This window comes from Roseateles sp., assembly GCF_965262435.1.
Taxonomy (GTDB): domain Bacteria; phylum Pseudomonadota; class Gammaproteobacteria; order Burkholderiales; family Burkholderiaceae_C; genus Paucibacter_A.
This window is the reverse complement of the sequence record NZ_OZ253537.1, coordinates 2,954,778-2,980,030: the sequence shown is the minus strand read 5'-3', so window position 1 is coordinate 2,980,030 and position 25,253 is coordinate 2,954,778. Positions and strand designations below refer to the sequence as shown.

At 65.7% G+C, this 25,253-nt stretch carries 20 protein-coding genes; 9 read left to right on the top strand and 11 right to left on the bottom strand.

Translation table 11 applies throughout. The features are described 5' to 3' along the window. The first annotated feature begins 14 nt into the window (after positions 1 to 14). From ACQY39_RS12805 to ACQY39_RS12785, 5 genes are all read left to right on the top strand, one after another. The gene (locus tag ACQY39_RS12805; protein WP_428506771.1) at positions 15 to 539 is read left to right on the top strand and encodes a DUF7482 domain-containing protein; all 525 of its coding nucleotides are present in this window, start codon (positions 15 to 17) and stop codon (positions 537 to 539) included. Between the two features lie 665 nt (positions 540 to 1,204). Next, positions 1,205 to 1,717 carry a lysozyme gene (locus ACQY39_RS12800; protein ID WP_428506769.1) on the top strand — a complete coding sequence of 171 codons (513 nt, stop codon included), beginning with the start codon at positions 1,205 to 1,207 and terminating at the stop codon, positions 1,715 to 1,717. Positions 1,718 to 1,739: 22 nt separating this feature from the next. Further along, positions 1,740 to 2,816 carry a hypothetical protein gene (locus tag ACQY39_RS12795; RefSeq protein WP_428506767.1) on the top strand — a complete coding sequence of 359 codons (1,077 nt, stop codon included), beginning with the start codon at positions 1,740 to 1,742 and terminating at the stop codon, positions 2,814 to 2,816. Positions 2,817 to 2,841: 25 nt separating this feature from the next. Continuing rightward, positions 2,842 to 4,581 (top strand): hypothetical protein, encoded by a 1,740-nt coding sequence (locus tag ACQY39_RS12790; protein WP_428506765.1) that lies wholly within the window; start codon positions 2,842 to 2,844, stop codon positions 4,579 to 4,581. 4 nt (positions 4,582 to 4,585) lie between these two features. Continuing rightward, complete coding sequence (locus ACQY39_RS12785) at positions 4,586 to 5,830, top strand: hypothetical protein (protein ID WP_428506763.1); 1,245 nt, start codon at positions 4,586 to 4,588, stop codon at positions 5,828 to 5,830. 529 nt (positions 5,831 to 6,359) lie between these two features. Here ACQY39_RS12785 and ACQY39_RS12780 read toward each other — a convergent pair. Genes ACQY39_RS12780 through ACQY39_RS12765 form a run of 4 tightly spaced genes read right to left on the bottom strand, consistent with a single transcriptional unit; the run spans position 6,360 to position 9,224 of the window. Continuing rightward, complete coding sequence (locus tag ACQY39_RS12780; RefSeq protein ID WP_428506761.1) at positions 6,360 to 7,109, bottom strand: arginine N-succinyltransferase; 750 nt, start codon at positions 7,107 to 7,109, stop codon at positions 6,360 to 6,362. Next, the gene (locus tag ACQY39_RS12775) at positions 7,106 to 8,182 is read right to left on the bottom strand and encodes an arginine N-succinyltransferase (RefSeq protein WP_428506759.1); all 1,077 of its coding nucleotides are present in this window, start codon (positions 8,180 to 8,182) and stop codon (positions 7,106 to 7,108) included. Before ACQY39_RS12775 ends, ACQY39_RS12780 begins: the two co-directional genes overlap by 4 nt. Beyond that, positions 8,179 to 8,745 (bottom strand): helix-turn-helix domain-containing protein, encoded by a 567-nt coding sequence (locus tag ACQY39_RS12770; RefSeq protein ID WP_428506757.1) that lies wholly within the window; start codon positions 8,743 to 8,745, stop codon positions 8,179 to 8,181. Before ACQY39_RS12770 ends, ACQY39_RS12775 begins: the two co-directional genes overlap by 4 nt. Beyond that, complete coding sequence (locus ACQY39_RS12765) at positions 8,715 to 9,224, bottom strand: hypothetical protein (protein WP_428506755.1); 510 nt, start codon at positions 9,222 to 9,224, stop codon at positions 8,715 to 8,717. The genes ACQY39_RS12770 and ACQY39_RS12765 overlap by 31 nt, the downstream gene beginning before the upstream one ends. A 246-nt stretch (positions 9,225 to 9,470) precedes the next feature. Between ACQY39_RS12765 and ACQY39_RS12760 the strand changes: the two genes are divergently transcribed. Further along, positions 9,471 to 10,373, top strand: coding sequence for a CHAD domain-containing protein (locus ACQY39_RS12760; RefSeq protein WP_428506753.1), 903 nt, complete (start codon positions 9,471 to 9,473; stop codon positions 10,371 to 10,373). 29 nt (positions 10,374 to 10,402) lie between these two features. On the opposite strand, the gene ACQY39_RS12755 is transcribed toward ACQY39_RS12760, so the two are convergent. The 3 genes from ACQY39_RS12755 to ACQY39_RS12745 form a co-directional block, all read right to left on the bottom strand. Beyond that, positions 10,403 to 11,845, bottom strand: coding sequence for a YfcC family protein (locus tag ACQY39_RS12755; RefSeq protein ID WP_428506751.1), 1,443 nt, complete (start codon positions 11,843 to 11,845; stop codon positions 10,403 to 10,405). A gap of 8 nt (positions 11,846 to 11,853) precedes the next feature. Beyond that, on the bottom strand, positions 11,854 to 12,975 hold the full coding sequence (locus tag ACQY39_RS12750) for a deacylase (protein WP_428506749.1): 1,122 nt from the start codon (positions 12,973 to 12,975) through the stop codon (positions 11,854 to 11,856). Positions 12,976 to 13,113: 138 nt separating this feature from the next. Then, positions 13,114 to 14,445: a cyanophycinase gene (locus tag ACQY39_RS12745; protein WP_428506747.1), complete on the bottom strand. Its 1,332-nt coding sequence runs from the start codon at positions 14,443 to 14,445 to the stop codon at positions 13,114 to 13,116. Between the two features lie 322 nt (positions 14,446 to 14,767). Between ACQY39_RS12745 and ACQY39_RS12740 the strand changes: the two genes are divergently transcribed. Further along, positions 14,768 to 17,515, top strand: coding sequence for a TonB-dependent receptor (locus ACQY39_RS12740; RefSeq protein ID WP_428506745.1), 2,748 nt, complete (start codon positions 14,768 to 14,770; stop codon positions 17,513 to 17,515). Between the two features lie 81 nt (positions 17,516 to 17,596). Here ACQY39_RS12740 and ACQY39_RS12735 read toward each other — a convergent pair whose 3' ends face one another. Next, positions 17,597 to 19,111, bottom strand: coding sequence for a cyanophycinase (locus ACQY39_RS12735; RefSeq protein WP_428506743.1), 1,515 nt, complete (start codon positions 19,109 to 19,111; stop codon positions 17,597 to 17,599). Positions 19,112 to 19,426: 315 nt separating this feature from the next. Between ACQY39_RS12735 and ACQY39_RS12730 the strand changes: the two genes are divergently transcribed. Next, positions 19,427 to 22,207 carry a TonB-dependent receptor gene (locus tag ACQY39_RS12730; protein ID WP_428506741.1) on the top strand — a complete coding sequence of 927 codons (2,781 nt, stop codon included), beginning with the start codon at positions 19,427 to 19,429 and terminating at the stop codon, positions 22,205 to 22,207. A gap of 17 nt (positions 22,208 to 22,224) precedes the next feature. Further along, on the top strand, positions 22,225 to 23,367 hold the full coding sequence (locus ACQY39_RS12725) for a serine hydrolase domain-containing protein (protein ID WP_428506739.1): 1,143 nt from the start codon (positions 22,225 to 22,227) through the stop codon (positions 23,365 to 23,367). A 28-nt stretch (positions 23,368 to 23,395) separates the two neighbouring features. On the opposite strand, the gene ACQY39_RS12720 is transcribed toward ACQY39_RS12725, so the two are convergent. The 3 genes from ACQY39_RS12720 to ACQY39_RS12710 form a co-directional block, all read right to left on the bottom strand. Further along, entirely contained in the window at positions 23,396 to 23,644 is a 249-nt protein-coding gene (locus ACQY39_RS12720; protein ID WP_428506737.1) for a hypothetical protein, read from the bottom strand. A 137-nt stretch (positions 23,645 to 23,781) separates the two neighbouring features. Further along, entirely contained in the window at positions 23,782 to 24,459 is a 678-nt protein-coding gene (locus ACQY39_RS12715; RefSeq protein WP_428506736.1) for a YceH family protein, read from the bottom strand. 6 nt (positions 24,460 to 24,465) lie between these two features. Next, a complete protein-coding gene (locus ACQY39_RS12710) occupies positions 24,466 to 25,248 on the bottom strand; it encodes an SDR family oxidoreductase (protein ID WP_428506734.1) in 783 nt (260 codons plus the stop codon). Positions 25,249 to 25,253 lie beyond the last annotated feature (5 nt).

Genomic DNA, 25,253 nt, shown 5'->3' with positions numbered 1-25,253 from the left:
GAGGACCTAGAGCCATGCGCAGTACCCGTATCTACTTGCCTCTTCTGGCCTCGGTCCTGCTCTGCGCATGCAGCGCCGTGCCCGATGCGGGCCGGTCACCGACGGTGTCCTTGCCCTTGCACCACGCCTGGTTCGACGGACGCAAGGTCGACTATGTGACCACGGACATCTCGGATCCAGCCATGGCCCAGGCCCTGGGCGTCAATCTCGTGCCGCGGCTGGCCCTGGCCTTGCCGGCGCCAGGCCGACCTTCGGTGGTGGAGCGTGTCTACAAATTCGTCGACGACTCCCAGATCACTGTCTTCCAGTCCGCCCCTTCGCCGACCGGCCCGGGCAACACCGACACCTCCTACAGCCCGCTGTGGCGCATGGTGCTGGTGAAGTGGAAGCAGTCGGCTCAAGTGCGGGAGTTAAAGTCCGAGGAGCAGATCCTGAGCGCCGTGGAAGCCCAGGAACTCTCGCTGCAGATGACGGACATCATCGTCAACTGCCCGATCACCCGCTCGGTCGACGGTCGGGCCATTGTTGGGGCCAAATAGCGCAAGCTGGCGAGGCTTGGGCAAAGCCGGGCCGGCGTGTATTGAATTCAGTTCAGAGCGTTGCCAGGCGCTCGAAGAGCCCATGCGCAGGCGGAGTCTGGGCACAATGCGCTTGTGCCTGGCGTAGGGTCAGGTCTTGCTATTGGGGCTTGAAACAGCTCGAACCGAATCGTGCCAGCGAAAAGGCCCATCGTGCGTTGCGCCCTGAAGACACCATGAGTGACCTGTGTCAAATCCAACCTGCGCTGCCAAATTTGGACGTGCCAATTCTTGGCTGAACCAATCAATGATGTCGGCGAGTATGAATCGCCCCAGGGCGATTCAAGCCGACCTTCGGTACGGCGGCAGGTGACGCCGTGAATAACAGAGAAGCGATGGACAGCAGCCTTTCGCAAATCGGCTGGGTGGTCTCGCATGATCAAGGCACGGTCCGGGTCGGGGCGACGGGCTCAACCCGACCCATCGAAGACTTTCAGCCTCAACTGGCTCGGTGCCCAGTCGCAGCCTTTTCTGACTTCAAGCCGTTACCGCCTGACCAGAACTAACGGCCCTGTGTAAAACCTGCGGCGATTCAAGCCGGAGGTCATAGCCCTACGTTCATCACAAGTGTGGATGACGCCGTCTGCAGTGGTAACAAGACTACGAAGACAAGGGAGGAGCGAGCAATGGGGCAGCGCGAGGTAAATCAGGCGGGAATCGAGCTGGTCAAGTCGTTCGAAGGCATTCCAGACGGCGATCCGGCTACCGTCAACATCGATCCCTACCTGGACCCGGTGAATATCTGGACGATCGGCTGGGGCCATGCCATTCGCTACCAGGGCCGGTTCTTGCGTGGTGAGGCTGACCGGGCGACGGCTACGGCTTTGTACCAAGGTGGGTTGACGGAACCCCAGGCGGAAACCTTGCTCGCGGCCGATCTTTCGGATTCGGGCCGCGATGTCACCGCGGCTGTGGTCGTGCCGCTCAATGACAACGAGTTCGCGGCGTTGGTGAGCTTTACGTTCAACCTTGGTGCAGCCAACCTGCGCAGTTCCACGTTGCTGCGACTGCTTAACCGCGGCGACCGCCAGGGCGCGGCGGACCAGTTCGGCCGCTGGATCTTGGCCGGTGGCAAGCCGTTCGCGGGCCTCGTCAGGCGCCGCAACGCCGAACGAGAGCTGTTCCTCGCTGCCGCCTGAATCGATAGATAGGGAGAAATCCATGTTCCTGCACGAGCATCGCAAAGGCCTAGTCTGGCTGGCGTTGTATGCCATGGCGGTGGCCATCGCGATGGGGGTATGCAAGCAGTTCAGCAAGCCACCCCGCTTTGAGCCATTGCGCATCAACACGGTGCACTCCTTCGAGCGCTTGAGCGTGCCTAGCTGCGAGGAGTTGAGGTCCACGACGCTCATGCTCTTCATTGAGGGCATGGACACCGGCCTGCGCACAAACAGCTGCCTCGATTCCCCTCTTGAAGGGTCGACGGCCAGGTTCGATTTCAAGCATGCTAAGCCCAACAGCCTGAGCGAAGCCGACGATCAGGCTGTGTGGTCCGTAATCCTGGGCCGTCCACTGCAAACCTTGAAAGAAGGCCGGCCGCTGCGCTATGAAATCCGTCGTTCCGACGGTAAGGACGGCAACATCGCGCCCGCTAGCACTGAAACCAGTGGCGACGGTAAGGTCTCCCTCGTGATCTTCGAGTGGTGGGCGTCAGGCGCAGTGGCTCTGGTGCTACTGGTTTGGGGGGCGATGTGCTATCTCGGTGCTCGCTCCGCGCTGGTACGAGACGCCGGCGCGTCGGGCGTTCCGCTGGCGCAACGCACGTTCAGCCTGGCCAAGGTGCAGATGGCCTGGTGGTTCGCCATCATCTTCGCCAGCTTCGTCTTCCTGTGGATGGTGACGGGCGAGACGCCGGCGATCAGCGCCCAGGCATTGATGCTCCTGGGCATCTCCAGCACAACGACCGCAGCGTCAATGGGCGTGAACGGCCCCCGCGTAGGCGCAGATGGCGTCAAGGACGTTTTCTTCGGTGACCTGCTGAGCGATGCCGACGGCATCACCATCCACCGCTTCCAGATGGTCGTCATGACCATGGCGCTGGGGCTGGTGTTCCTGTCCCACGTGGCGCGGCAGTTGACCATGCCCGAATTCGACGCGTCGCTGATCACCTTGATGGGAATCAGCGCTGCCACCTACGTGGGTCTCAAGATCCCCGAGAAGAAGACCGATGGCGACGCAGCGCTGATCGTCGACACCGTGGCCGAGGCCAAAGTGGGCTATTCGGCTACGCCCCAGTAACGCGCGCCACGCCAAGGAGGAAAACATGTCCAAGTCCAACCCTCGCCTTCCGGCGAGCCGCCTCGTCTGCGTCGCCGTGCTGGCGCTGCTCGGCGGCTGCGCCAACCCCATCGTCAAGCTGGACGTCGCGGGCCACGGCCTCCAAGCTAGTCCCGCACCGAATGGCGAACCCGAGTCCATGGCGCAGGCCGTCGCCAAGCTCAATTACGTGCGGGCGACCTACTACGAGGCCATTCGCGACCAGACGGGAGCTACACAGAACACCGTCACCGGCTTGGTGTGGCTGGGTGCCGTACTGCTGGGGGCGTCGTCGCACGTGCATCGTGACGTGCTGGTCACCACGGGCGTTGTAGGCGGCACTACCTACGGGCTCACGGCCGCCCAGCTCGACAAGCGCCGTATCGACGTTTGGCAGGCAGGCATCGAGGCGCTGGACTGCGCGCGCGATGCCATCTTGCAGTTGGAGATGAGCGACGGCGAACGTCAGTTGCTGGTGGACTACCTGAGGCAACTTCGGGCGCGCAAAACGATTGTCGAGAACGCGCAAGCCCGATTAGCCGCGTACCGGGGCCAAATCGGTAACACCGCCGAAAATGATCAGGCCATCAACGATTTGCTCGCCAAAGCAGACGAGGCGGTGAAGCAGGCGACTAAGACTGAGGAAGCCGGCCAGACACAATTACGGGCTTCTCGCGGCGGTGAGTTGTCAGCGACGGTGAACCGCATCTCCAGCAAGGTGACCCAGGTTCAAGGCACCGTTTCTCTGCCGGTATCTGCAGTCAAGGACATCCTCGCCGGACTGCCGCAACAGATCAACGCAATCGTTCCCGGTGCATTGACCCCACCGCCAGCGCCTGCTAGTTCGATTCCTACAGCCCAGGCCGGCAGCGAGGCGGTCGACGCCACCAAGGCATTGAACCAGGCGCTGTCGGATCTGGCAGAAACGCAGAAGGCTATCAACACCTCACTCGCGAAGGTCGATAGCGCCGCTGCGATCACAGCACTGAAGGTCTGCACCGTGGCCGATGTCATCAAACCCTTTGTGTTGGTGCCCGCCACTCTAGCTTTCACGCAAGGCCATGCCGAGACCAAAGGCTTCGAGATCAAGGGCGGCCTACCCAACTACCGTGTCAAGGTGCTGGGCACCCTGCCAGATGGCCTCAGTATCACCTTCGAAGGCGACTCATCCAACACCGTCAGCATCGCCGCCAACGACAAGGTGCAGCCCGTGGAGGCGCGCATCCTTGTCAGTGACCGCAGCAACCCATCTCAGACGCAGCAGCTGGTCATCAAGGTCAATGCCGCGCCGCCCCCCTCCCCAACGCCCGCGCCTTCACCTGCGGCCACGCCGGCACCTACGCCCGGTCCTAAGCCCGGGCCCAAACCGGGACCAACGCCCTCTCCTGCACCTTCGCCTTCGCCCTCTCCAACACCGGCGCCCGCCCCAACGCCTGCTCCTGCCCCCGACCCCACCGCTACCGAGGCGGCTTGGCGTTCGTTGGAGGCCACGCTGAAGACGCCAGGATTCAGCCGTGCGTTGAAGGGCGTGACGCTGAACGTGGAGTCCACGCAACTCAAGTCCGGTCGCCTGTTCATCAAGCTCAAGTGCAGCAAGCCTGATGCCGGCCTCGAAACCGATGCCGTGCGAGACGAGCTTGCGGCAGCCGCTCCTGAGGCCATTGCCACGCTGCGCAAGAACAACGCCTTGGACGCGAAGCTTGCGCAGATCGACCTGACGCGCAGCAAGCCCTGCGTGAAAGACTGAGCTGATGCCGCGCCGTGCCACTGATGCCGTCCGCTCTGCGCGCCATGTCAAGGCGTGGGCCGGCGCCGCGGAGAAGCGCTCTCTGGCCGCGCTACCCTCTTTACTCAAGGAGGGGCGCGCAAACTGGCGCGCCGCCAACGATGACCCTGTGTTCCAAATGCGCCTGGCCCAAGAGCTCTGCGATACGCGGGCGGTGGATATGACGCCTGCCTACAAGAACCTCGTCTGGATGGTGCCCGGCTTTCGGCAAGTCACCCGACAGGAGCGCCGGCGTCTCACGAAACAGGTTTGTGTGTTGTTCGTCGTCCGAGAAAAGGGCAGCGTGGCCGAAGGCAGACCGCAAATGCTACCCAAGGCGCTGATGGTCTATGCGGAGCATGGCGGCACGCGCAAGGTCTTTGCCGTGCCTACTGACGTGCAAGACGCCAACGCCTTCGCCGGCGCAACAGCACACACCAACAGTGGCGTCTGGGTGAGTCGCTCGCCTTGGCCAGACGCGCCGGGCAGCTTCACCTGCCTCGTGAAGCTAACAAGCAGCGACGCCGAACCCATAACCTGCGTTCTGAGTGCGCAGCACGTGCTCACGCCCTTTGCAGACGCGGATTCCCTGCAGATGGACTCGCAACGTTCCATGCTGCCCCGCGCGAGCAACGGTGATCCGTTGGACTCGCCTTCACTTGCAACGACCTTGCCCTATGGCGGCGTGTTGCGCAGCGATGAGTTGAAGGATCGCCCTAGCTTCGACGTCCAGTTGGCTCAGGCCGGAGCACAACTATTTGATCTCATCGCCCTCCGACGTTTTCACCCCAAGCAACCGTGGGTGCGAGACATCAAGGAGCTGATGGCTCTGAACGCCAACGGCACCAACGCGTTCCATCTCCTTACTCCAGACAACCACCCCGATCCTCGGGGCGCCATACCGCTTATGTTGAGCGTCATTCCAACCGACTCCACCATCGTCTCAATCAAATACACGCTTTCACGCAACGGCCGCGCGGTCAGCTGCGCCGTGCTGCAGGTTGGACTTATCGTGCTCAAGACCAACGGCAGCAAGATCCCCGCTGGCGGCGATAGCGGGTCGCCCATCGTCGTGCGGCACAGCGACGGCAGCATGACCCTCGTGGGTATGCATATCGCGGGCAACGACCTGGGATCGTCATGGGCCATCCCAGCGTGGCAGATATTCAACCTGGACTTCTGGCGCCGCTACCCCGCCGGGGCGGCCATTGCTCCGATGGACGTGCCGTAGGGCGCCTGGTCCATGGCTATAGCTATTTGAACTTCGTCGCAAATAAGCGGGCTCAGGGGCGAGCGCTTTGGGATGCATGGCAAACCGCAATGCGGTACAGCCGAACTGACCGATTCCCACGTTCAAAATTGGCTCACGCCATGTCGGCGACATGGCGGAGTAGGCAGCTCACCGTGATCGGCAGCGGTGATCAAATTGCCGAGCACGTGCTTAAGCGGGCGGCGTCGGTCGAGCGTTCGCAGTGCGGCCGGTTCGGGGTCAATACTCGTCACCCACCGCCGCCCCAGTTGACTGGTGGCTCTGTGCGGCCGCCGACGTCTGCCTCCACTCGACCTATGTCTCTGACCAGCCTACCGCTACGGGTCGGCGAACTTCGGCTTTGGGCACTTTGCTGCCACTGACGATTGAAGCCCGACCGTCTCCTTTGGGTCCTTGCCCGCCGCTGCCTGCACGCACACCATGCAGGCAGCAGCCCCGGTCAGAGGGCAGCCGAACTCGCCACCTCAGACCCCAAGCAGCGCCATCCAACTCAATCCAGCCGCAGCCCCCACACCGGCCCGCCATCATCAATCCGCACATGGCTGGAATCTGCAAAGCCCAGCGAGGCGGCAGCGGCCGCAGCGACCAAGCCGCTGGCACCCACCTGCCCCACCGCAGCCTGCGCCTCGGCGCTCAGGAAGGACAGGTACAGCGTCTGCCGAGGCAGCACCGCGGCCAGGTGGCTGCGCCACGCCTCGCCCAGCTTCGCCTCAGCGGCCACCGGGTCGCCGCTGTAGAAATTCGCGCCCAGGCCCAGCCAGAAAGGCGAGGCGCCCGAGGCATCACGCGGGCCTGCCAGCTCCAGCACCAGCTGGCGGCCATAACGACCACGCTGAGCGGCCACGCGCTGGAGTGCGGCGTGGATCAGCTGAGCCAGGGCGGCCTGCTGTTGCGAAGCGTCCAGCTCCGGCGCGCAGGCCAGATCGGCCAGCTCGCTCTCACCCGTGTGGTCATTGCCCAGCAGCAAGGTCGGCTGGGCGCGGAACAAGCCCAGCTCGGCGGCGGCGTGGACGATCTGGCCCAGGTGGTAGCTGTAGCGCGGCAGCGGCGCCAAGCCCAGGCGTTCGACCAGGCGCAAGCAGGCCAGGGGCCGGTCGTTCGACGGGTCCGCCAGCAGCATCCATTGCTCGGCCGGTGCGTCGAGCTGCAGGGCGGCACCGGTCTGGTTGCGCCAGCCGGCCGAGAGGATCTCAGTCGCGTCTTCGGGTCGCCAGGAACGCAAGCTTCCGATCTCGGTCATGACCTGCTCCTTTCCAGGGCTTCAGGCTGCAGCGGCGTCACCCACAGGCTTTGGCCCTCGCTCAGGCCCAGGCGTTGCACGGCTTCATGCCCCGGCGCCAGGGCCTGGGCGGCTGGCGGCAGCTCGGCCAGCACGGCACGAAAACCGGGCCGGGCGCTGTTGACGGCCAGGTGCCAGACCGGCTGGCCCAGGGCCATGGCATCGGCTTGCACGGCCAGCTCGCGGGCGTGGCGCACGCTGCGCAGAAGATGCAGGCTGGCCTCGACCGTGGGGCCGCCGTCGAAGATGTCGATATAGCTGTCGGCATCGAAGCCCTCGTCCTGCAGGATGGAAAACGGCAGCTCGCCGACAGGGTGCAGCTGGCCGATGGCGAACTGCGCGGCCTCGGGCAGCAGGGGCACGTAGATGGGCGACTGCGGCATCAGGTCGGCGATGAAGGACTTGCTGCGCCCGCCGGTGACGGCCTCGGCCTGCGGATAGTCCATGTCGAAGAAGCGCCGGCCCACGGCGTCCCAGAATGGGCTTTGCCCGGCTTCGTCGGCCAGGCCGGGGCTCTCGGCCGCGATGCGGTCGTTGAAGCGCTCCAGATGGCGCAGGATGAACAGCAAGCGGGCACGCGAAAGCAGCTGCGGCGCCGGGCCCTCGGCATAGGCCGGGTCGATGTAGAACGAGGTCAGCAAGGTGTAGCCGGTCAGGTCGTGACACAGATGCAAGGTGTGCAGGCGCCGGCTCACGCCCAGGGCGGCGCTCGCGTGGACCACGAATTCATTGCGGTAGCTGTAGAAGCGGTCGTGAAAACCAGCACTGGCGGCGATGCCGCTGCAGCCCACCACCTGGGCTCGCGACAGATCCTCCAGCACAAAGAGATAACGCTCTTCACCGCTGGCATCGTCGGCGCTGGCGAAAGACTCGATGGAATGGGCGATGCGCTGGCGCAGCTGCTCGCGGTCATGCGGCAGCGAGCCGATGCCATGCGCGCTGGCCGCGGCAATGCGCTCCAGGGCCGCCAGGTCGGACAGCGCCACAGGGCGCAAGACAAGCTCGCGCAGATCGTGCGGCTCAGTGACATTCATGGGGGGCTCTCTCCTGCCGGGCGGCGCCAGGCCGCGGCTCGCTGGCTGCGCTCATCGCGCGGCGTCTTGTCGAAATGGGCTTTGTAGGCGTTTGAAAAATGCGGGCCCGAGGAAAAGCCGCAGCTCAGGCCGATTTGCAGAATCGATTGGCTGCCCTGCTGCAACAGGCGGCGCGCGCGGTTCAGGCGCAGCTCCAGGTAGTAGCGCGAGGGCAGCGCGTCGAGATGCTGTTTGAACAGGCGCTCCAGCTGGCGCCGTGACACGCCCACCAGGCGCGCCACCTCCTCGGTCGGCAGGGGCTCGGCCAGATTGGCCTCCATCAGGCTCAGGGCTTCGGCCAGCTTGGGGCTGCCGCCACGCTGCTCGGCGACAGCGCGGCGCTGACGCTCGTCGCGGCCACGCGCGCGCTCCAGGCCCAGGGCCAGGGTCAGGTCTTGCGCGAAGCGCTCACCATGGCGCCGGCCCAGCCAGGCGACCATCAGGTCCAGGCTGGCGCTGCCGCCGGCGCAGCTCATGCGGCTGGCTTCGGCGTTCATCTCCCAGACCTTGTCGCTCCAGACCACTCGGGCCAGTCCTCTTGCAAGGCATCGATCCAGGCGCCGTTGACCGTGGCGCGCTGGCCGCTGAGCAGGCCGGCCTCGGCCAGCAAGGCGCTGCCGCCGTCCACGCCGGCCAGGGCCACGCCCGCAGCAGCCTGGGCCTGCAGCGCGAGCAAGAGCGCCGCATCGGCAGGCAGCGACTCGCCGCTGAACACCAACAGCAAATCCCAGGCTCGCTCGGGCGCCAGCAGGGGCAGCGCCGCCGCCCAGGCTTGCGGGCTCAAAAGCTGGCCGGAGCAGGCGGCAGGCGCACCGTCTAAAGAGAGCAGTTGAACCTCATAGCGCGCCTCTGGCTGCAAGCCATTGGCCGCCTGCAAGGCCTCCAGCACGCCGGCCAAGGCCAGCAGCGAAGCACCGGGCATGACGAGCAAGCCACAGCGCCGCAGCGCCGCCGTGGCGGCGCCGGCTTCGACTGGCAAGGCGGAATAGGCAGTGCTGTTCACCGCCTGGACTGTAAGGCAGCTCAGCATGGCAAATCTCGCTGGCCACGCCGTGAACCCTGGAACATCCAAGCCGGCATGGGGTCTTGGCATCGGCGCCGGAACGAAGCGCCAGGATGGCGCACACTGACCAGCCGTCGCCCAGGTATGGCCCTCAGAACGAATGCCGCGACAGGCTGAGCTGCGCGCGGCGCGACAAGCCTGGCCTGAGACACACCCACACCGCAAGCCTCACCCCTCGGACGCTCCATGCCCCAAGCGAAATCAGCGAACAAAGCCAGGCCGCTCGTGCTGCGTGCCGGCCTCGACCTGGAGGCCGGTTTCGCCCTGATCACGCGCCAATGCTTGCGCCAGATCCGCGCCAATGAGGCCGGCCTGAAGTTCAGCAGCGACCCCGAGTTTGTGCACCAGATCCGCGTCGGCTTGCGCCGTCTGCGTTCAGCCTTGAGTCTGTTCAAGCCCTGGATCCCGCTGCCGCAGGCTCTGGCCCATGATCTCCGCTGGCTGGGCCAGCGTTTGGGCACGGTGCGCGATGCCGAGGTCTTGGCCCACACGACGCTGCCCGCCCTGGCGCTGGCCTGCGCCGGAGTCGAGGACCTGGGCAAGCTGCAAGACGCCGCAGCGGGTCTGGCCCAAAAGCGACGTCGCAAAGCCGTGCAGGCCTTGGACTCGGAGCGATACCAGCACCTGCAGACCGATCTGCAGCGCTGGCTCAAGCGACGCGGCTGGCGCGTTGATTCACCCCGGCCCGAGGAGCTGGGCATGCCGCTGGAGGCTGCGGCACAAGCGATGCTGACGCTGCGCAACCAAAAGCTGAGCCAGCGGATCACGAGCTTGCCGGACCCTGCCCGCGCTGAGGACTGGCACCGGCTACGCATTGCAGTCAAGAAGCTTCGTTATGCGCATGGGTTTTTCCAGTCCTTCGCTGTCGCAAGAGCTAACGGCCAGTCGACGCAGCTCAGCGCGCTGCAGGACTTGTTGGGCCAGTTCAACGATGCGGACGTGGGGCGCGAGCTGCTGCTGCATTTGGCCCCGAAGCAAGGCCGGCCAGCCGCCTTTGCCAGCGGTGTCTTGTGGGCGCAGTCGCAGCAGCGCATCCACATGGTCACGGCCTTGCTGCCGGCCTTCGTCACCGGCCCGCCCACGCCCTGACGCCATGACCGGCAATCAAGCAGCCTGCTTCACTGCCATGACATGGAACTCGCCAGGGCCAGCAAGCCCAGGGCCAGCACCAGATAGGCCAGCTGCAAAGGGATCATCCAGCGCGCCCATTTGGTCCAAGGGATGCCGGCCAGGGCCAGCACGCCGACCGTGATGCCCGAGGTCGGGATGACCGGCGTGGTCAGCTCACCGAACTGAAAAGCCAGCACGGCGGTCTGCCGGCTCACACCCACCAGATCGGCCAGCGGCGCCATCACCGGCATGGTCAGGGCGGCCTGGCCGGTGCCGGAGTGGATGAAGAAGTTGATCACCGACTGGATCAAAAACATCTTCTGCGCCGAGAAGATGGGGCTGCTCGATTCCACCAAGGGCACCAGGCTGTGCAGCACGGTGTCGATGATGTGGCCGTCGCGCATCAGCACCACGGTGGCCTTGGCCAGGGCGATCACCAGGGCGGTGCTGACCAGGTCTTTGGCGCCTTGCATGAAGGCGGCGACGAAGTCTTCGGCCGAGAGCCGCGCCACCAGGCCCACGGCCAGGGCCATCACCAGGAACAGAGCCGCAATCTCCTCGATGTACCAGCCGAAGCGCACCACGCCGACGATCATGGACAGCAAGGTCAGCACGAACAGGCCGAGCACCAACTTATGGCGTGGCTGCAGGCCTTCGAACTGTTCGAAGCTGCTCAGGTCCAGATGGCGGCGGCGCTCCTGGTCTTGTTCAAAGCAGGGGCTCAGGCGCGGATCGCGCTGCACGCGGGCCGCGTACCACATCAAAAAGGCGATGGTCACCGTGGTGAAGATCAGCCAGCAGAGCAGGCGGTAGCCCAGGCCCGAGAACATGGGCACACCGGCAATGTTCTGGGCCACGCCGACATTGAAGGGGTTGAGAAAGGCCGTGGCAAAACCGATCTGCGAGCCGACGAAGGGAATCGCCACGCCGACGATGCTGTCGTACTTCAGCGCCAGGGCCAGGGGGATGAAGATCAGCACAAAGGGAATCGCCTCCTCGGCCATGCCGAAGGTGGCGCCGCCCAGGGAGAACAGGCCGACGAAGAGCGGGATCAGGCCGGCGCGCACCAGGGCCGAATGGCGGTGAGCCCGGGCCACGGACTTGATCATCGCGTCGATGGCCTCGCTGCGCTGAAGCACCGAAAACGCGCCGCCGACGATGAGCACAAAGCCGATGATCAGGGCCGCCTCGACAAAACCCTTGATCGGCGCCGTCATCAAGGCCACCAGACCTTGCGGCTGGCTGGGGATGTGGCGGAAGGAATCGGCCACGATGACTTTTTTGCCATCAACCAGCTCGGTCTGGTACTGGCCGCCGGGCAGCACCCAGGTGGCCAGGGCGATCAGGGCCAAGAGGGCAAACAGTAGGACAAAGGTGTTGGGAAACTTGAGAGGCTTGGCGGGGGTGGCGGTGGGGGTGGCGGGGGTGGCTGGGGTGATGGGCGTTGACATGGCCGGGCTCACATGGAAAGCAGCTTGCCGCTGCGGAAAGGAATGGCGCCTGCGACCTTGCAGACCCGCATGCCGGCGCTGGCATAACGCCGAGACACACGGGCAAACATCAGGCCAGCGGCACGGGCACAGAGCAGGCTGCGCTGCTCGCTCAAAGGATCGATCAGCTCGGCCACGGCCTCGCCGGCGGCGACGCGATCACCGGGCGCCTTGAGGAAGACGAGCACACCGGCATGGGGCGTGACGATGGGCTCCACCGCCTCCAGCGCCGTGGCCGGGCAAGCGATGCCCTCCACCGCGACAGGCGAGCGGTCCGTCACATCGCCGGTCTCGCGCAGGAACTCGATCAGGGCGGCGGCGTCGGCCGCGGCCAGCTCGTGCGAAACCTCGGTCTCGCCACGCAGCTCCACCGTGGCGGCCAGACAGGCCAGGGGAACCGGAGTGGCCGGGCCGAAGTGCTCGGCCAGCTCCCACCAGTGGCGGGCCAGGGATTCATCGAAGGGGTCGTCACCCGACTCGCGCGAGATCAGATAGGCCTGGGCGCCCAGGCGAGCGGCCAGCGGCGCCAGTGCCGAGGCCAGGGGCGTGCCGGTGTAGACATGGAGCACGGCCTGGTTGTCGCAGTGCAGGTCCAGCACCACATCGGCATCCAAGGCCAGGCTTTGCAGCAGGCGCTTGAGGGCCTCGGTCTCGGTGGCAACGGGCCGCTCGGCCAGCAAGGCCTGTGCGGCCGCGCGCACGAGGCGCACATTGGCCGCGGCATCGGCGCCCAGCTGCCCCTGCAGGCGCGGCAGCAGCGCCGGGGTCAGGTGTTGATAGCCACGGTTGAAATTGACGCCGGTGCTGAGATCAAAGCGGCCGAAGGACGTGCCCTGCAGCTCCTGGGCCAGGCCGATGGGGTTGGCCAGAGGCAGCAGCACGATCTCGCCGGGCAGCTGGCCGGCCGCTTCCAGCTCCAGCAGGAGGGCCTTCAGATGCTGGGCCACCAGCATGGGCGGCACCTCGTCGGCATGGAGTGAGGCCTGGATGTAGACCTTGCGGCCGCTGTGGCCCGCACCGAAATGCAGGCTGTGCAGCTGGCGGGCGCTGCCGGCATGGGCCGGCGGTAGGGCATGAACGTGGCGGCGCATGATGGTGTGGATGAAGAAGAGAAAGAGCTGGAATGAAGTGGGCGGGCACAGCCCTGCCCGGCTCGGCTGGGCAGGAGCCCAGGGCCGAGTTCGAAAGACTCAAGGGAGTGGTCCGCCCGCGGGTGGCGCAGGCTCAGCTCAAGGCTGTGGGCTGATGGCCCTATAAAAGGGCTGCTGCACCCGCACCGGCAGCACATCGAGGCGCAAATTCAGAACGGTGTAGTCCTCGCCGCCCATGGTGCCGGTGAACCAGGCCAGGCTGTCGGGGCCTTTGTAGAGGCGGAACTCAAAGCCCAGCTCGCTGTCGCCCCCTCCGGCGGCTTGAGCGGCGGCCGAGCGCGGCCCAGCAAAGGCCAGGCCCAGCAAGTCCGGAAAGGGGCTGTCGATCAGCTGGGCCATGGCGTTGGCAATCGTGTTGTCGCCCAACATGTCCATCAGGAAAGGCTGCTGGGTGAAAAAGGGCTTGAAGTTCGACGCGCGCGGGTCGATCTTGTGGCCGGCGCGCTTGGCGGCCGAAGGCGTGGTCTCGCCGCTGCCCAGGTGGTGGCGGTCGCCGCGGTCGAGAAAACTCAGGCGCACGCCGCGGATGTTGAAGGCCGGCAAGCGCGCATCGCGGCTGGCCTCGCTCAAGTCCACCAGCAGCACGCCGCGCGCGCCGATCACCTCCAGCGCCTCGCCCTTGATCACAGTGGCGCTGTTCTCTTCCACGCCCAGGCCCAGGCGATAGCCCTCGGCCTGCATCAGGGGCAGAAGGCGGCCGATGCGGCCACGCTTGAGGAAGTGCTGGTCAATGAAGAGATGGGGGCCGACGAAGCCCAGGCCGCGGTCCACCTCCTGGCCGCGGCGCAGCTGGCCTTTGAGCACCTTGAGCGAGTCCTGCGCGTCGCGGAACATGGTGCTGCTCATGATGGCCGCGCCGGCGCTGGTACCGGCCACCACACCGCCGCGCCGGTAGAGCGCCCAGATGGCATCGAGCATGGGCGTGGGCTGGCCGCCGGGCTGCAGGCTGTCGACGATCAACTCTTGCGCGCCGCCCGAGAAGAACACGCCTTGCGCCGCACTCACCTTGGCCAGCAAGGCCGGGTCTCGCACGGCAGCGGCCACATCGCTACCGGCCAGGCGCGGCGCCACGGGGATGTGCTCGGCACGTGCGCCCTGCCGCTGCAAGGCTTCGATGATTTGCCCGGCGCTGCGCTCGGGGTTGGCCGCGGCCGTGGCGAACACGGCGAAGCGCGCGCCGGGGCCGCCGGCCTCGTCGACGATGCGCTTCCAGACCGCGTCGTTGTCGTACTTCAGGGCGCCGCCAATGACGATGGCCGTGCCGCGCGGCGCGGTCTCGACTGAGGTCTGCGCTTGTGCATGGCTGGGCGTGGCGAAGAGGCCAGCGCTGGCCAAAAGCGAGGCCAGCAGAAAGCGACGGCGGCCTGGGGCGCGAGCGCCGAATGCGATGGAGTGGCGTGGGGTTTGCATGGCGCCAGTCTGTCAGCGCGCGCGCCGCAAAACCAGCGGGTTGGCCCGCTGCAGCGCCCGCAAAGGACGCAAAGCGCAAGTGCGTGTCGCATCCATGCAAGCGCGTTTCACCCCTGTTCATCGAGGTTTGCGCGCTTGCGACATGCATTTACACGCAAGCGACCGAGGCGCCAAAACCCCATAGGCAAGTCACGAGGGCCACTTCTAGAGTCCGCTCCAACCCGTCACCCCACGACTCACGACTCACGCTTCACCCATTCACTTGTTCACCCGTTCACCCATTCACCTGTTCCTCCCCTCCCCACCTCCCCAAGGCCCCGCCATGACCAAACCCCGCAGCCCCCATCGATTTCAAACCCAGCGCCTGGCCCAGGCCGCGATGCTGCTGCTCGGCAGCCAGCTCTTGAGCACCGCCCAGGCCCAGGAAGCCAAACTGGAGCGCGTGGAAGTCACCGGCTCCAGCATCAAGCGCCTGGAGGGCGAGACCGCCTTGCCGGTGCAGACCCTCAAGCGCGCGGACATTGACAAGACCGGCGCCACCACCGCGGCCGAGATCATGAAGTCCATCAGCGGCAATGCGGCCGGCCTGACAGACGGCGCCTCCATCACCGACAGCACCGGCGGCCAACGCGGCTTCAACGGCGCCAATCTGCGCGGCATCGGCGTCTCCAGCACCCTGGTGCTGCTGAACGGCCGACGCATGGCCAATTTCGCCTCGCCCGGCGACAACTCGGGCGTGGACCTGAACAACATCCCGGCCGGTGCCATCGAGCGGGTGGAAATCCTCAAGGACGGAGCCTCGGCCATCTACGGCACCGACGCCATCGGCGGCGTCATCAACTTCATCACCCGCAAGGACTACCGCGGCGCCGATGTCAACGTCTACGCCTCGCGCACGCAAGAAGGTGGCGCGGAGAAGACGGCCGCCTCGCTGGGCGGTGGCTTTGGTGACCTTGCCAAGGACCGCTTCAATGTCTTCGGCGTGATCGACGCACAAAAGCTCGGCGCCCTGCGCAGCAGCGAGCGCGACTTCCTGAAGGAGCGCCCGCTGGCCAGCACCCTGCCCTTCTACATGAGCAGCCGCACCTACCCCGGCAACATCCGCCTGGCCAGCCGGGCGGCCGCACGCAAGGTGCAGCTCGATGCACTCAATGCCGCCGGCTTCAACTTCAACGGCAAACCGCTGACCCAGCGCACCATCAACCTCTCGGCCCCGGCCTGCAATCCGCCGGCCACGGTCTACGCGCCCGACAACCTGTCCGAGGCCTGCAGCTTCGACTACATGCAGGACACCGAGCTCTACCCCGAATCCGAGAAGCTCGCCTTCCTGGGCCGCGGCGTCTTCCAGCTGAACGAGCAACACCAGCTGTTTGCCGAAGTGCTGAAGAGCAAGACCACGACACAGTACGTGGCCAGCCCCAATCCGATCGAAATCACCGCGGTGCCGACCGCTGCCATCAACCCCTTCCTGAGCAAGCCCTTGCCCTTCGGCGGCAATGTGGACATCCGCCAGCGCGTGAGCGAAGCCGGCAACCGCAGCAACGAAGTGACCAGCGATGCCGAGCGCCTGGTGGTGGGCGCCAGCGGCAGCCTGCCCTTGTTTGGCGGCTGGGACTATGACGTCGCCCTGAACCGCGCCGTCAACCGCTCGACCGACGCCATCCAGGACGGCTACTTCCTCTACAACGAGTTCGTGGCCGGCGTGCGCACCGGCAAGATCAACCCCTTCGGCCCTTCGCCGCAAGCCGGCAAGGACTTGCTGAACAGCATCCGCGTGCAGGACGAATCGCGCCGCTCCAAGGGCACGACCACCACCCTGGACTTCAAACTGAGCGGTAGCCTGGCCCAGTTGGAAGGCGGCGACCTGGGCCTGGCCCTGGGCGCCGAGCTGCGCCGCGAGGTGAGCGAGTTCACGCCCTCGGCCCTGCTATTGACCAACAACATCCAGGGCGACCGCAGCTCGCGTGGCGACGCCCCGGTGGCCAGCAGCAACAGCCGCAGGGTGGGCGCCGTGTTCGCCGAGCTGAATGCACCGCTGAGCAAGGCGCTGGAGCTGCAAGCCGCCCTGCGCTACGACAAATACAGCGGTGTGGGTGACACCCTGAACCCCAAGCTCGGCGTGCGTTGGCAGCCGAGCAAGCAGCTGGTGCTGCGCGGCTCGGCCGGCACCGGCTTCCGGGCGCCCACCATCAACGAACTGACCCGCCCGACCTCGTTTGGCAGCAGCTCGGCCTTCCTGACCGACCCCGGCTGCGTGGCCCAAGGCTTTGCCGTCGCCGACTGCACCGACCAATGGCGCGTCGAGCGCCGCAGCAACCCCAACCTCAAGCCCGAGAAGTCCAAGCAGGCCTCCTTCGGTGTGGTCTTCGAGGCCAGCAAAGAGGCGACCGCCAGCCTGGACTACTGGATGATCCGCAAGACCGATGTCATCAGCGACCTCTCGGAACAGGTGATCCTGGGCAACCTGCCCAAGTACGGCAAGGACTACGTCAAGCGCGACGAGTTCGGCGAGTTCATCGACACCATCCTGCTCAAGAAGGACAACCAGGGGGAACTGCGCACCTCGGGCCTGGACCTGGAAATGACGCTGCGCCAGTCCACCGAGGGCTGGGGCCGCTTCACTGCCTCGCTGAGCGGCACCTATGTGCTCAAGTACGAGCGCCAGCCCGGCGCCGGCGAGCCCTTCATGAACAACGCCGGCCAGTTCCTGAGCGACCAGGTGATCCAGAAGTGGCGCCACCGCCTGTCGTTGGACTGGGATATGGGCCCTTACGGCCTGACCCTGGGCAACACCTATTACTCGGGCTACCGCGACCACAACACCGCCTTCAACCCCAACACCAGCCAACTGCTGCCGGCCCGCAGCGTGGAGGCCTACTCGCTGTGGGACCTGTCAGGCTCCTGGCGCATCAACAAGCAGCTCAAGCTGCGCGCCGGCGTGCAAAACCTGCTGGACACGCAGCCGCCTTTCTCCAACCAGGGCTACTACTTCCTCGCCACCTATGACCCGACCTACACCGACCCGCGCGGCCGCAACTTCTACATGAGCCTGAACTACAGCTTCCGCTGAAGCCGCCAAGCCCCAAAGCAACGGGGCCGGGAGCATCACGCTCCCGGCCCTTTTTGCTTTCATGTTCGCGGCTGGCCTGCTTTACTTGCTGGGCCCGTCGCCCCGCTCGGGGGCCGGGCCGGTGGCACGGTCCGGTCCCGGCCAGGGGCTGTACAGCGGCTGGGGCATGCGCACCGGAGTCACGTCGAGGTAGAGGTTGACGACGGTGAACTCCTCGCCGCCCCACTCCTCGGTGCTCCAGCCATAACTGCCCTTGCCCTTGTACAGGCGGAACAGAAAACCGAGCTCGGCCACCGGGTCACCGGGCCTGGGCAGCACGTCGAAGGACAGGCCGCGCACCTCGTTGCGGCTGCTGTCGATCAGATAGGTCATGGCATTGGCGATGGTGGAGTCACCCAGCATGTCCAGATCGAAACGGTCTTCGGTGAAGTAAGGCTTGAAGTCCGGCGCCGTGTGGTCATGCTTGGCGCCGCGCAGCTTGATCGGCGCGGGCGTGGTCTGCCGGGTCTTGAGGTTGTAGCGATCGCCCTGGTCAAGAAAACTCAGTCGCGCATTGGTCACGTTGAAGGCACCGAGGGTCGGGTCGGTCTTCACATCGGTCAGGTCCACCAGCAAGGCGCCCTTGGCACCGATCACTTCGACCTCGTCGCCGTGCACCACGGCGGCCGAGTTCTCTTCCACGCCCAAGCCCAGCTTGTAGCCCTTGGCCATCATCAGCGGGATCATGCGGCCGAAACGGCCGCGCTTGAGGAAATGCTGGTCCACGAACAGGTCGGGGCCGACAAAGCCCAGGCCGCGGTCGATCTGCTTGCCCTCGGCCCACTTGCCTTTCATGATGTTGATGACGCTGGGGGCGTCACGGAACATCACCGTACTCATGATGGCGGCGCCGGCCGAGGTGCCGGCCACCACGCCGCCGCGGCGGTAGACGTCCCAGATCGCTTCCAGCATGGGCGTGCTGTTGCCGCCCGGCATCAGCACGTCGACGATGCGCTCTTGCGAGCCGCCGGTAAAAAACACACCGCGGGCGTTCTTGACCTTGGCGATCAGGGAGGGGTCGCGCACCACTTTGCTCAGGTCCACCCAGCTGAACTTGGGCGCCACCGGCAGGGCCTCGGCCACGGCGCCGCGCTTTTGCAGCATCTCCACCGCCGTCTTGGCGCTGGCCTCGGGGTCCTCGGCCGCGGTGCCGAAGACCACGAAGCGCGCACCCTTGCCGCCGGCCAGTTGGACGATGCGGCCCCAGACGTCTTCGTTGTCGGCCTTGAGTGCCCCACCGATGGGCACGGCATAGCCCTTGATGGCGCCCTCGCCCGCGCCCAGCGGCCCCGGGCCCGCCGCATTGCTGTTCGAAGCGTTGCTGCCTGCCGTCGAGCTGGCCGGTTTGGCCGGCACCGGCGAGGGCGCATGCACGCCCTTGACCGGCGTGGTCGGCGGCGGCGGCGTGGCGCCCAGCACCGTGCCAGCCGGGCCGAAGGAGCCGGGTTTCAAGGTGTGCACGGTGCCGCCCTGGGCTTGGGCGCCCAGGCTCGCCGTGACCAGCAGGCCGGCTGCCAGGGTGGAAATCAAGAAATCAGAAACGTGCTTGGTGTTCATGGCCTGGGAGACTGTGTGGATTGGCCGCCGTTCAATTCAAGGGGATCGATGGCGACGAAACGAATCATGGCACGGCCGCACCGACGGCTCATTGCACCAGCCAGTCTGAGGCAGAGCACGGGACACTTGGAACGCTATGCGAACGCCGCGCGAAAGATATGCACCCTGAGTTGCGCTGATGCGACTGGCGCGTGAATCCCCTATGGCCCGACAGGCACATGCTTCCTAGACTGGTGCGGAATCCTCATTGGACGACCGGTCGCCACCCGCCTCGGCGCGTGCCCCGGCCCCCTCACACCCCCGGGAGAAGTACAGATGACCCAGCCCCGCGCTTGCACCCCCACCCCCGTTCTGCGCGCCACCGCCCTGGCAGCCCTGATGGCCACGGCCGGCCTGGCCAGCAACCTGGCCCAAGCCCAGGAAGCGCCCAGCACCTTGAACCGCGTCGAAGTGACCGGCTCGGCCATCAAGCGCCTGGAGTCGGAGACCGCCCTGCCGGTGCAGGTGATCACGCGGGCCGACATCGTCAAGGCCGGCATCACCACCGCCGCCGAGCTGGTCGCCAGCCTCAGCGCCGCCAGCAACAGCCTGACCGACGGTGTGTCCATCGGCACCGGTGGCTTCAAGGACCAGATGGGCTTCAACTCGGCCAATCTGCGCGGCCTGGGCACCTCCTCAACCCTGGTGCTGCTGAACGGCCGACGCATGGCCAACTTCGCTTCGCCCGGTGACGACTCGGGCGTGGACCTGAACACCATCCCCATGGCCGCCATCCAGCGCGTGGAAGTGCTGCTGGACGGCGCCTCGGCCATTTACGGCACCGACGCCATTGGCGGCGTCGTCAACTTCATCACCCGCAAGGATTACCAGGGCGTGCAGCTTGACGCTTACGTCGGCGCCAGCAAGGAAGGCGGCGCGGGCAAGCGCAGCTTCTCGATCGCCGGAGGCAGCGGCGATGTGGTGCGTGATGGCTTCAATGTCTTCGGCGTGCTCGATGTGCAGCGCACCGACGCCTTGAGCACCTCGCAGCGCCAGTTCATCTCCGACCTCAAAATTCCCGAGCGCCTGCCCCATCTGCTGTCCTCGGCCGGTTTTCCGTCCAACATCATCCTGAGCCGCGCGCAGCGCAGCTTCCTGCAAGACCAAGGCTTCAAGGTCAATGGCAAGGACATCGTCAGCCGCACCATCAACTTCAGCATCCCGACTTGCCAGGCCCCCCACACGCTCTACCTGAAGGACGGCATCGGCGGCGAGACCGGTTGCACCTATGACTTCATGCGCGACATCGAGCTCTACCCCAAGACCGACAAAGTCGGCTTCCTGGGGCGTGGCGTGCTGCAGATCAATGCCAACACCCAAGCGTTTGTCGAGACCTCGCTGACTCGATCCAAGAGCTGGTACGTCGGCACCTCCAACCGGATTGACGCCGAGGTCGATGTATCCATGATCCCGGGTCTGAAGAACTCCGGCATTGCCGAAGAGTTCCCCGACGCAGAGGACCGCAGTATCACCGTGCGCACCCGCCTGCTCGACGCCGGCAAGCGCGCCAGTGAACTGACCAGCACCGGCAGCCGTGTCGTGCTGGGCTTGAGCGGCAGCGGCGCCGGCTGGGACTACGACCTGGCCTACAACCACAGCAGCAACCGCATCGCTGACCGCGACACCGCCGGCTACCTGCTTTACGACAAGACCATGGCCGCCTTTGCCGACGGCACCATCAACCCCTTCGGAGCACAAAGCGACAAGGGCCTGGCCTTCCTGCGCAACAACCAGATCAACGAGGAAGTGCGCAGTGCCAAGGGCACGATGGATGTCTTCGACATCAAGGGCACACGCGCCCTGACCCAGCTGGCCGGCGGCGAGATGGCCTTGGCCATCGGCGCCGAAGTGCGACGCGAAAAGGGCAGCTCAGCCGCCTCGGACTTGCTGCTGTCCGACAATATCGTCGGCGACAGCACGCCCGGCGATGCCCAATTCACCAACAGCTCACGCAAGGTCTGGGCCGTCTACAGCGAGTTGAACGCCCCGATCAGCAAGGAGCTGGAAGTGCAGCTGGCCCTGCGGCATGACCACTACGACGTGGTCGGCTCCACCACCAACCCCAAGATCGGCCTGCGCTATGCGCCGAGCAAGCAGGTCCTGCTGCGCGCATCGGCCGGCACCGGCTTCCGCGCGCCTTCGCTGAACGACCTCTACCGCCCGGTCAAGACCGGCCAGACCGCGGTGCTGCCTGACCCGGTCTGCATGAAGGAAAACGACAACGACCTCGCCACCTGCGCCGACTTCTGGGAGACCCGCACCTACGCCAACGCCAAGCTCAAGCCCGAGACCTCCAAGCAATTCAGCTTCGGCCTCGTCATGGAGCCGCATCCGCAGTGGACCGTCAGCCTGGACTACTGGAATATTGCCAAGAAGAACGTGATCAGCACCATCGGTGACGACGTGATCCTGGGCAATCTGTCCAAGTACGAAAGCCTGGTGCACCGCTACAACGAAGATGAAGGTCTGGCCGGCTGCGACTACGACGAAGAAGACTCGACCATCTGCTTCATCGAGCTGCGCAAGGAAAACCGCGGCCGCCAGCGCGCCTCGGGCCTGGACATCGGCATCGATCTGAAGGGCTTGAAGAGCAGCGTCGGCGAGTTCGGCGTGCGCCTGGCCGGCACCGTGGTGCTGAAATCGCAGAAGCAGACCGGCTTCGGCGACAACTACATCAGCAACCTCGGCAAATTCGTCACCGACGGCGTGGTGCAACGCTGGCGCCATCGCCTGACCCTGGACTGGACGCAAGGCGCGTACAGCCTGGCCTTGAGCAACACCTACTCGAGCGCCTACACCGATCAGAACTCGGCCATCGACACCAATTCCGGCACCATCGTGGCGCCCAACAAGGTCAAGGCCTATTCGCTGTGGGATTTGTCCGGTGCCTGGAACGCAACGAAAGACCTGACCCTGCGCGCCGGTGTGAAGAACCTACTGAACACCACGCCGCCCTATTCCAACCAGGCCTACTTTTTCCTGTCCGGCTATGACCCGAGCTACACCGACCCGCGCGGCCGCTTCGCTTATCTGAGTGCCCAGTACCAGTTCCGCTGATCCCGGGTATCGCAGCCATGAAGCGCCGGCACTGCCTGGGTGGCGCGGCCGGTGCCCTGCTGGCCGGCTCGAGGCTGAGCTGGGCACAGAGCGATGCCGCCCTGTCGGCGCTGCAAGTGGCGCAGCGCCTGGAGCAACGCCAGCGCGAGCTGAACGAGCAGTTGCCGGACAGCATGCGGCGCCTGGGCGTGCCCGGCCTGTCTTTGCAACTGCTGCGTCACGGCGAACCCAGCCAGGCCTGGCATCTGGGGTGGCGCGAACGCTCGGAGGACGGCGCGCCGGTGGACGCCAGCACGGTGTTCGAATGCGCGTCCATGAGCAAGCCGGTGTTTGCATTCCTGCTGCTGCAGCAGGTGCAGCGCGGCCGACTGGGCTTGGACCAGCCCATCCTGGACTTCTACCCCGAACGTTTCAGCCCGGCGCAGCCTGCGCAGGCGCGCATCACCGCGCGCCAACTGCTCAGCCACAGCTCGGGCCTGCCGAACTGGCGCGAGGGCGATGAAAGCACCGGTCCCCTGCCCCTGAGCTTTGCGCCGGGCGAGGGCTTTCAGTACTCGGGCGAAGGCTATTTCTATCTACAAAGAGCGCTGGAGCATCTGCTGGGCGAGCCCTTGCAGACAACGGCAGAGCGCGAGCTGTTTCAGCCCCTGGGCATGAGCCAGAGCAGCTTTGTGCTGAACCCAGCGATAGAAGCCCAGCGGGCACGCGGCCACGCCGAAGATGGCCGCGCCCTGCCCTGGAGCCGCTACGAACGAGCCAATGCCGCCTACACCCTCTACACCACGGCGGGCGACTACAGCCGCTTTCTGGCTCATTTGCTGCGCCCAAGGCAATCGGGCCCAGGCCTGCTCAGCGCCGAGTTGCGCGCCGAAATGCTGGCCGCGCAGGCCGTCGCTACAGACCGCCAGCCCCTGGACCGCGCCGGGCAAGCCCAGGCAGTCAAAGGCCCGCCAGTCAAGGTCCACTGGGGCCTGGGCTGGATCCTCAATCACATGGCCGATGGCAGCCGGGTGATTTATCACACCGGCACGAACAGCAGCGGCTTTCGCGCCTTCTGCCAGTTCAACCCTTCACAGGGCAGCGGCCTGGTCTTTTTGAGCAACAGCCTGGCCGGCCATCAGCTCTGGCAGCCCATGATCAAGCGCTGGGGCGACCTTTAAGCCACCAGGCTCAAAGGCCCCAGTGCCCTCAGTTCTTGGCGCCTTGCGCGGTGCCCGAGTTGCCCGACAGACTGGACTGGTAGGCATCCTTGTCCACCAGCTTGACGTTCAGGGCATTGCGGTCCTTGCGCGCCAGATTGCTACCGGTGGTGTACTCGGGACGCTCGTAGGCGGCGTCCTTTTCGTCCGGGGCCTGGTTGCTGGCGCAGGCCGTCAGGGCCAGACAAGCGACGGCCGACAGCAGGCCGAGGATGGAATTGCGTTGTTCTTGCTTCATGGACATGGTCTCCCTGGTGTCGAACCGGGCCTCTTGAGCACCGGTCGCGATCTCAACCCTCAATCGGGCCTGCGAATTCTGCCCAGCACTGGCCGGCCGCCACTCCGGGATAACCCGGTTCATCGACGGAAACGTTCTCAGATCGCCCCGCCGGCGTCCATACCCAGCTCAGCGGCCATGCGCTGAACCAAGGCCTTGAGCTGCTCCAGCTCCTTGCCCATGCGTTGCTGTTCGGCGCGCAAAAACGCAATGTCTTCGTCCTGCGCCGCACTGGCACCGGGCGGGCCAGCATAAGCGCCAGCATCGGCCGCCGGCTCACCGCTGAGCAAATGGGCCCAGCGCGCTTCGCGGGCTCCGGGTGCACGCGCCAGCTTGACGACAAAGGCCGGGCGCCGCTCGGTGGCCTCGGCCAGTTCTTCCAGAAAACCCTCGACCGAGGACACATCGGCAAAGCGGTGCAGGCGCTCGGTGTGCAGGCGCAGCTCGGCCGTGGTCTGCGGGCCGCGCAGCATCAGCAAGGTCAGCAAGGCCAGGCCGGCACCGGGCACGCCCAGGCCGCGCGCGCCGTTGTGCTCGAAGCGCACGACGCGGCTGCCGCTGACGGTGTTGACCAGGTGCATGGCCTTGAGCTCTTCCAGCGCCAGCAGCACATCGGCCTCGCTGGCGTTCATGACCGGCTCACGCGCGGTCTTCTGGTTGCAGCCCAGGGTCAGGGCATTGAGGGAGAGGGGATAACTGTCCGGCACCGTGGATTCTTTTTCCACCAGCACCGCCAGCACGCGCGCCTCCAGGGCGCTCAAGGTTCGCAAAGACATGGATGTTCAGACCCCGAAGCCGTCGTCGGCCTGGATGATGGCCCCGTTGATGAAATGGCTCTCGTTGGCGCAGAGCATGAGCAAGGAGGTATCCAGATCCTTGGGCTGGCCGACGCGCTTGCGCGGCAGCAGCTCCACCAGCTTCTTGCCCTGCTCGGTGCCCCAGTGGTGGTGGTTGATCTCGGTGTCGATATAGCCGGGGCAGATGGCGTTGACATTGATGCCGTACTTGCCCCACTCCAGCGCCATGGCGCGGGTCATGTGGATGACCGCCGCCTTGCTCATGGAATAGACGCCGATCTGGCTCAGCACCCGCAGGCCGGCCATGGAGGCGATGTTGACGATGCGGCCGCCGATGAAGGTGCCGGGCGCCGAGCCCTGGGCGCGGGCCAGCATGCGCTTGCCCACCTCTTGCGCGACGAAGAAGGCGCCGCGGACATTGGTGTCCATGACGAAGTCGTAGTCGTCGGGCGTGACCTCGGTCAGGCGCTGGGTGGTGCTGACGCCGGAGTTGTTGATCAGGATGTCGAGCGTGCCGACTTCCGTCTCGGCATGGGCCACGGCCGACTTGATGCTGTCCAGATCGGTGACATCCAGGGTCACCACATGGGCGTCGCCACCGGCGCCTTCGATTTCGCTGCGCAAGGTCTTGAGCCGCTCGGTGCGGCGGCCGGCCAGGACCACACAGGCGCCGGCCTGGGCCAGAGTTCGGGCGAACTGGGCGCCCAGGCCGCTCGATGCGCCGGTCACCAGGGCCACGCGGCCCGACAAATCAATGCTGTAACTCATGGTCA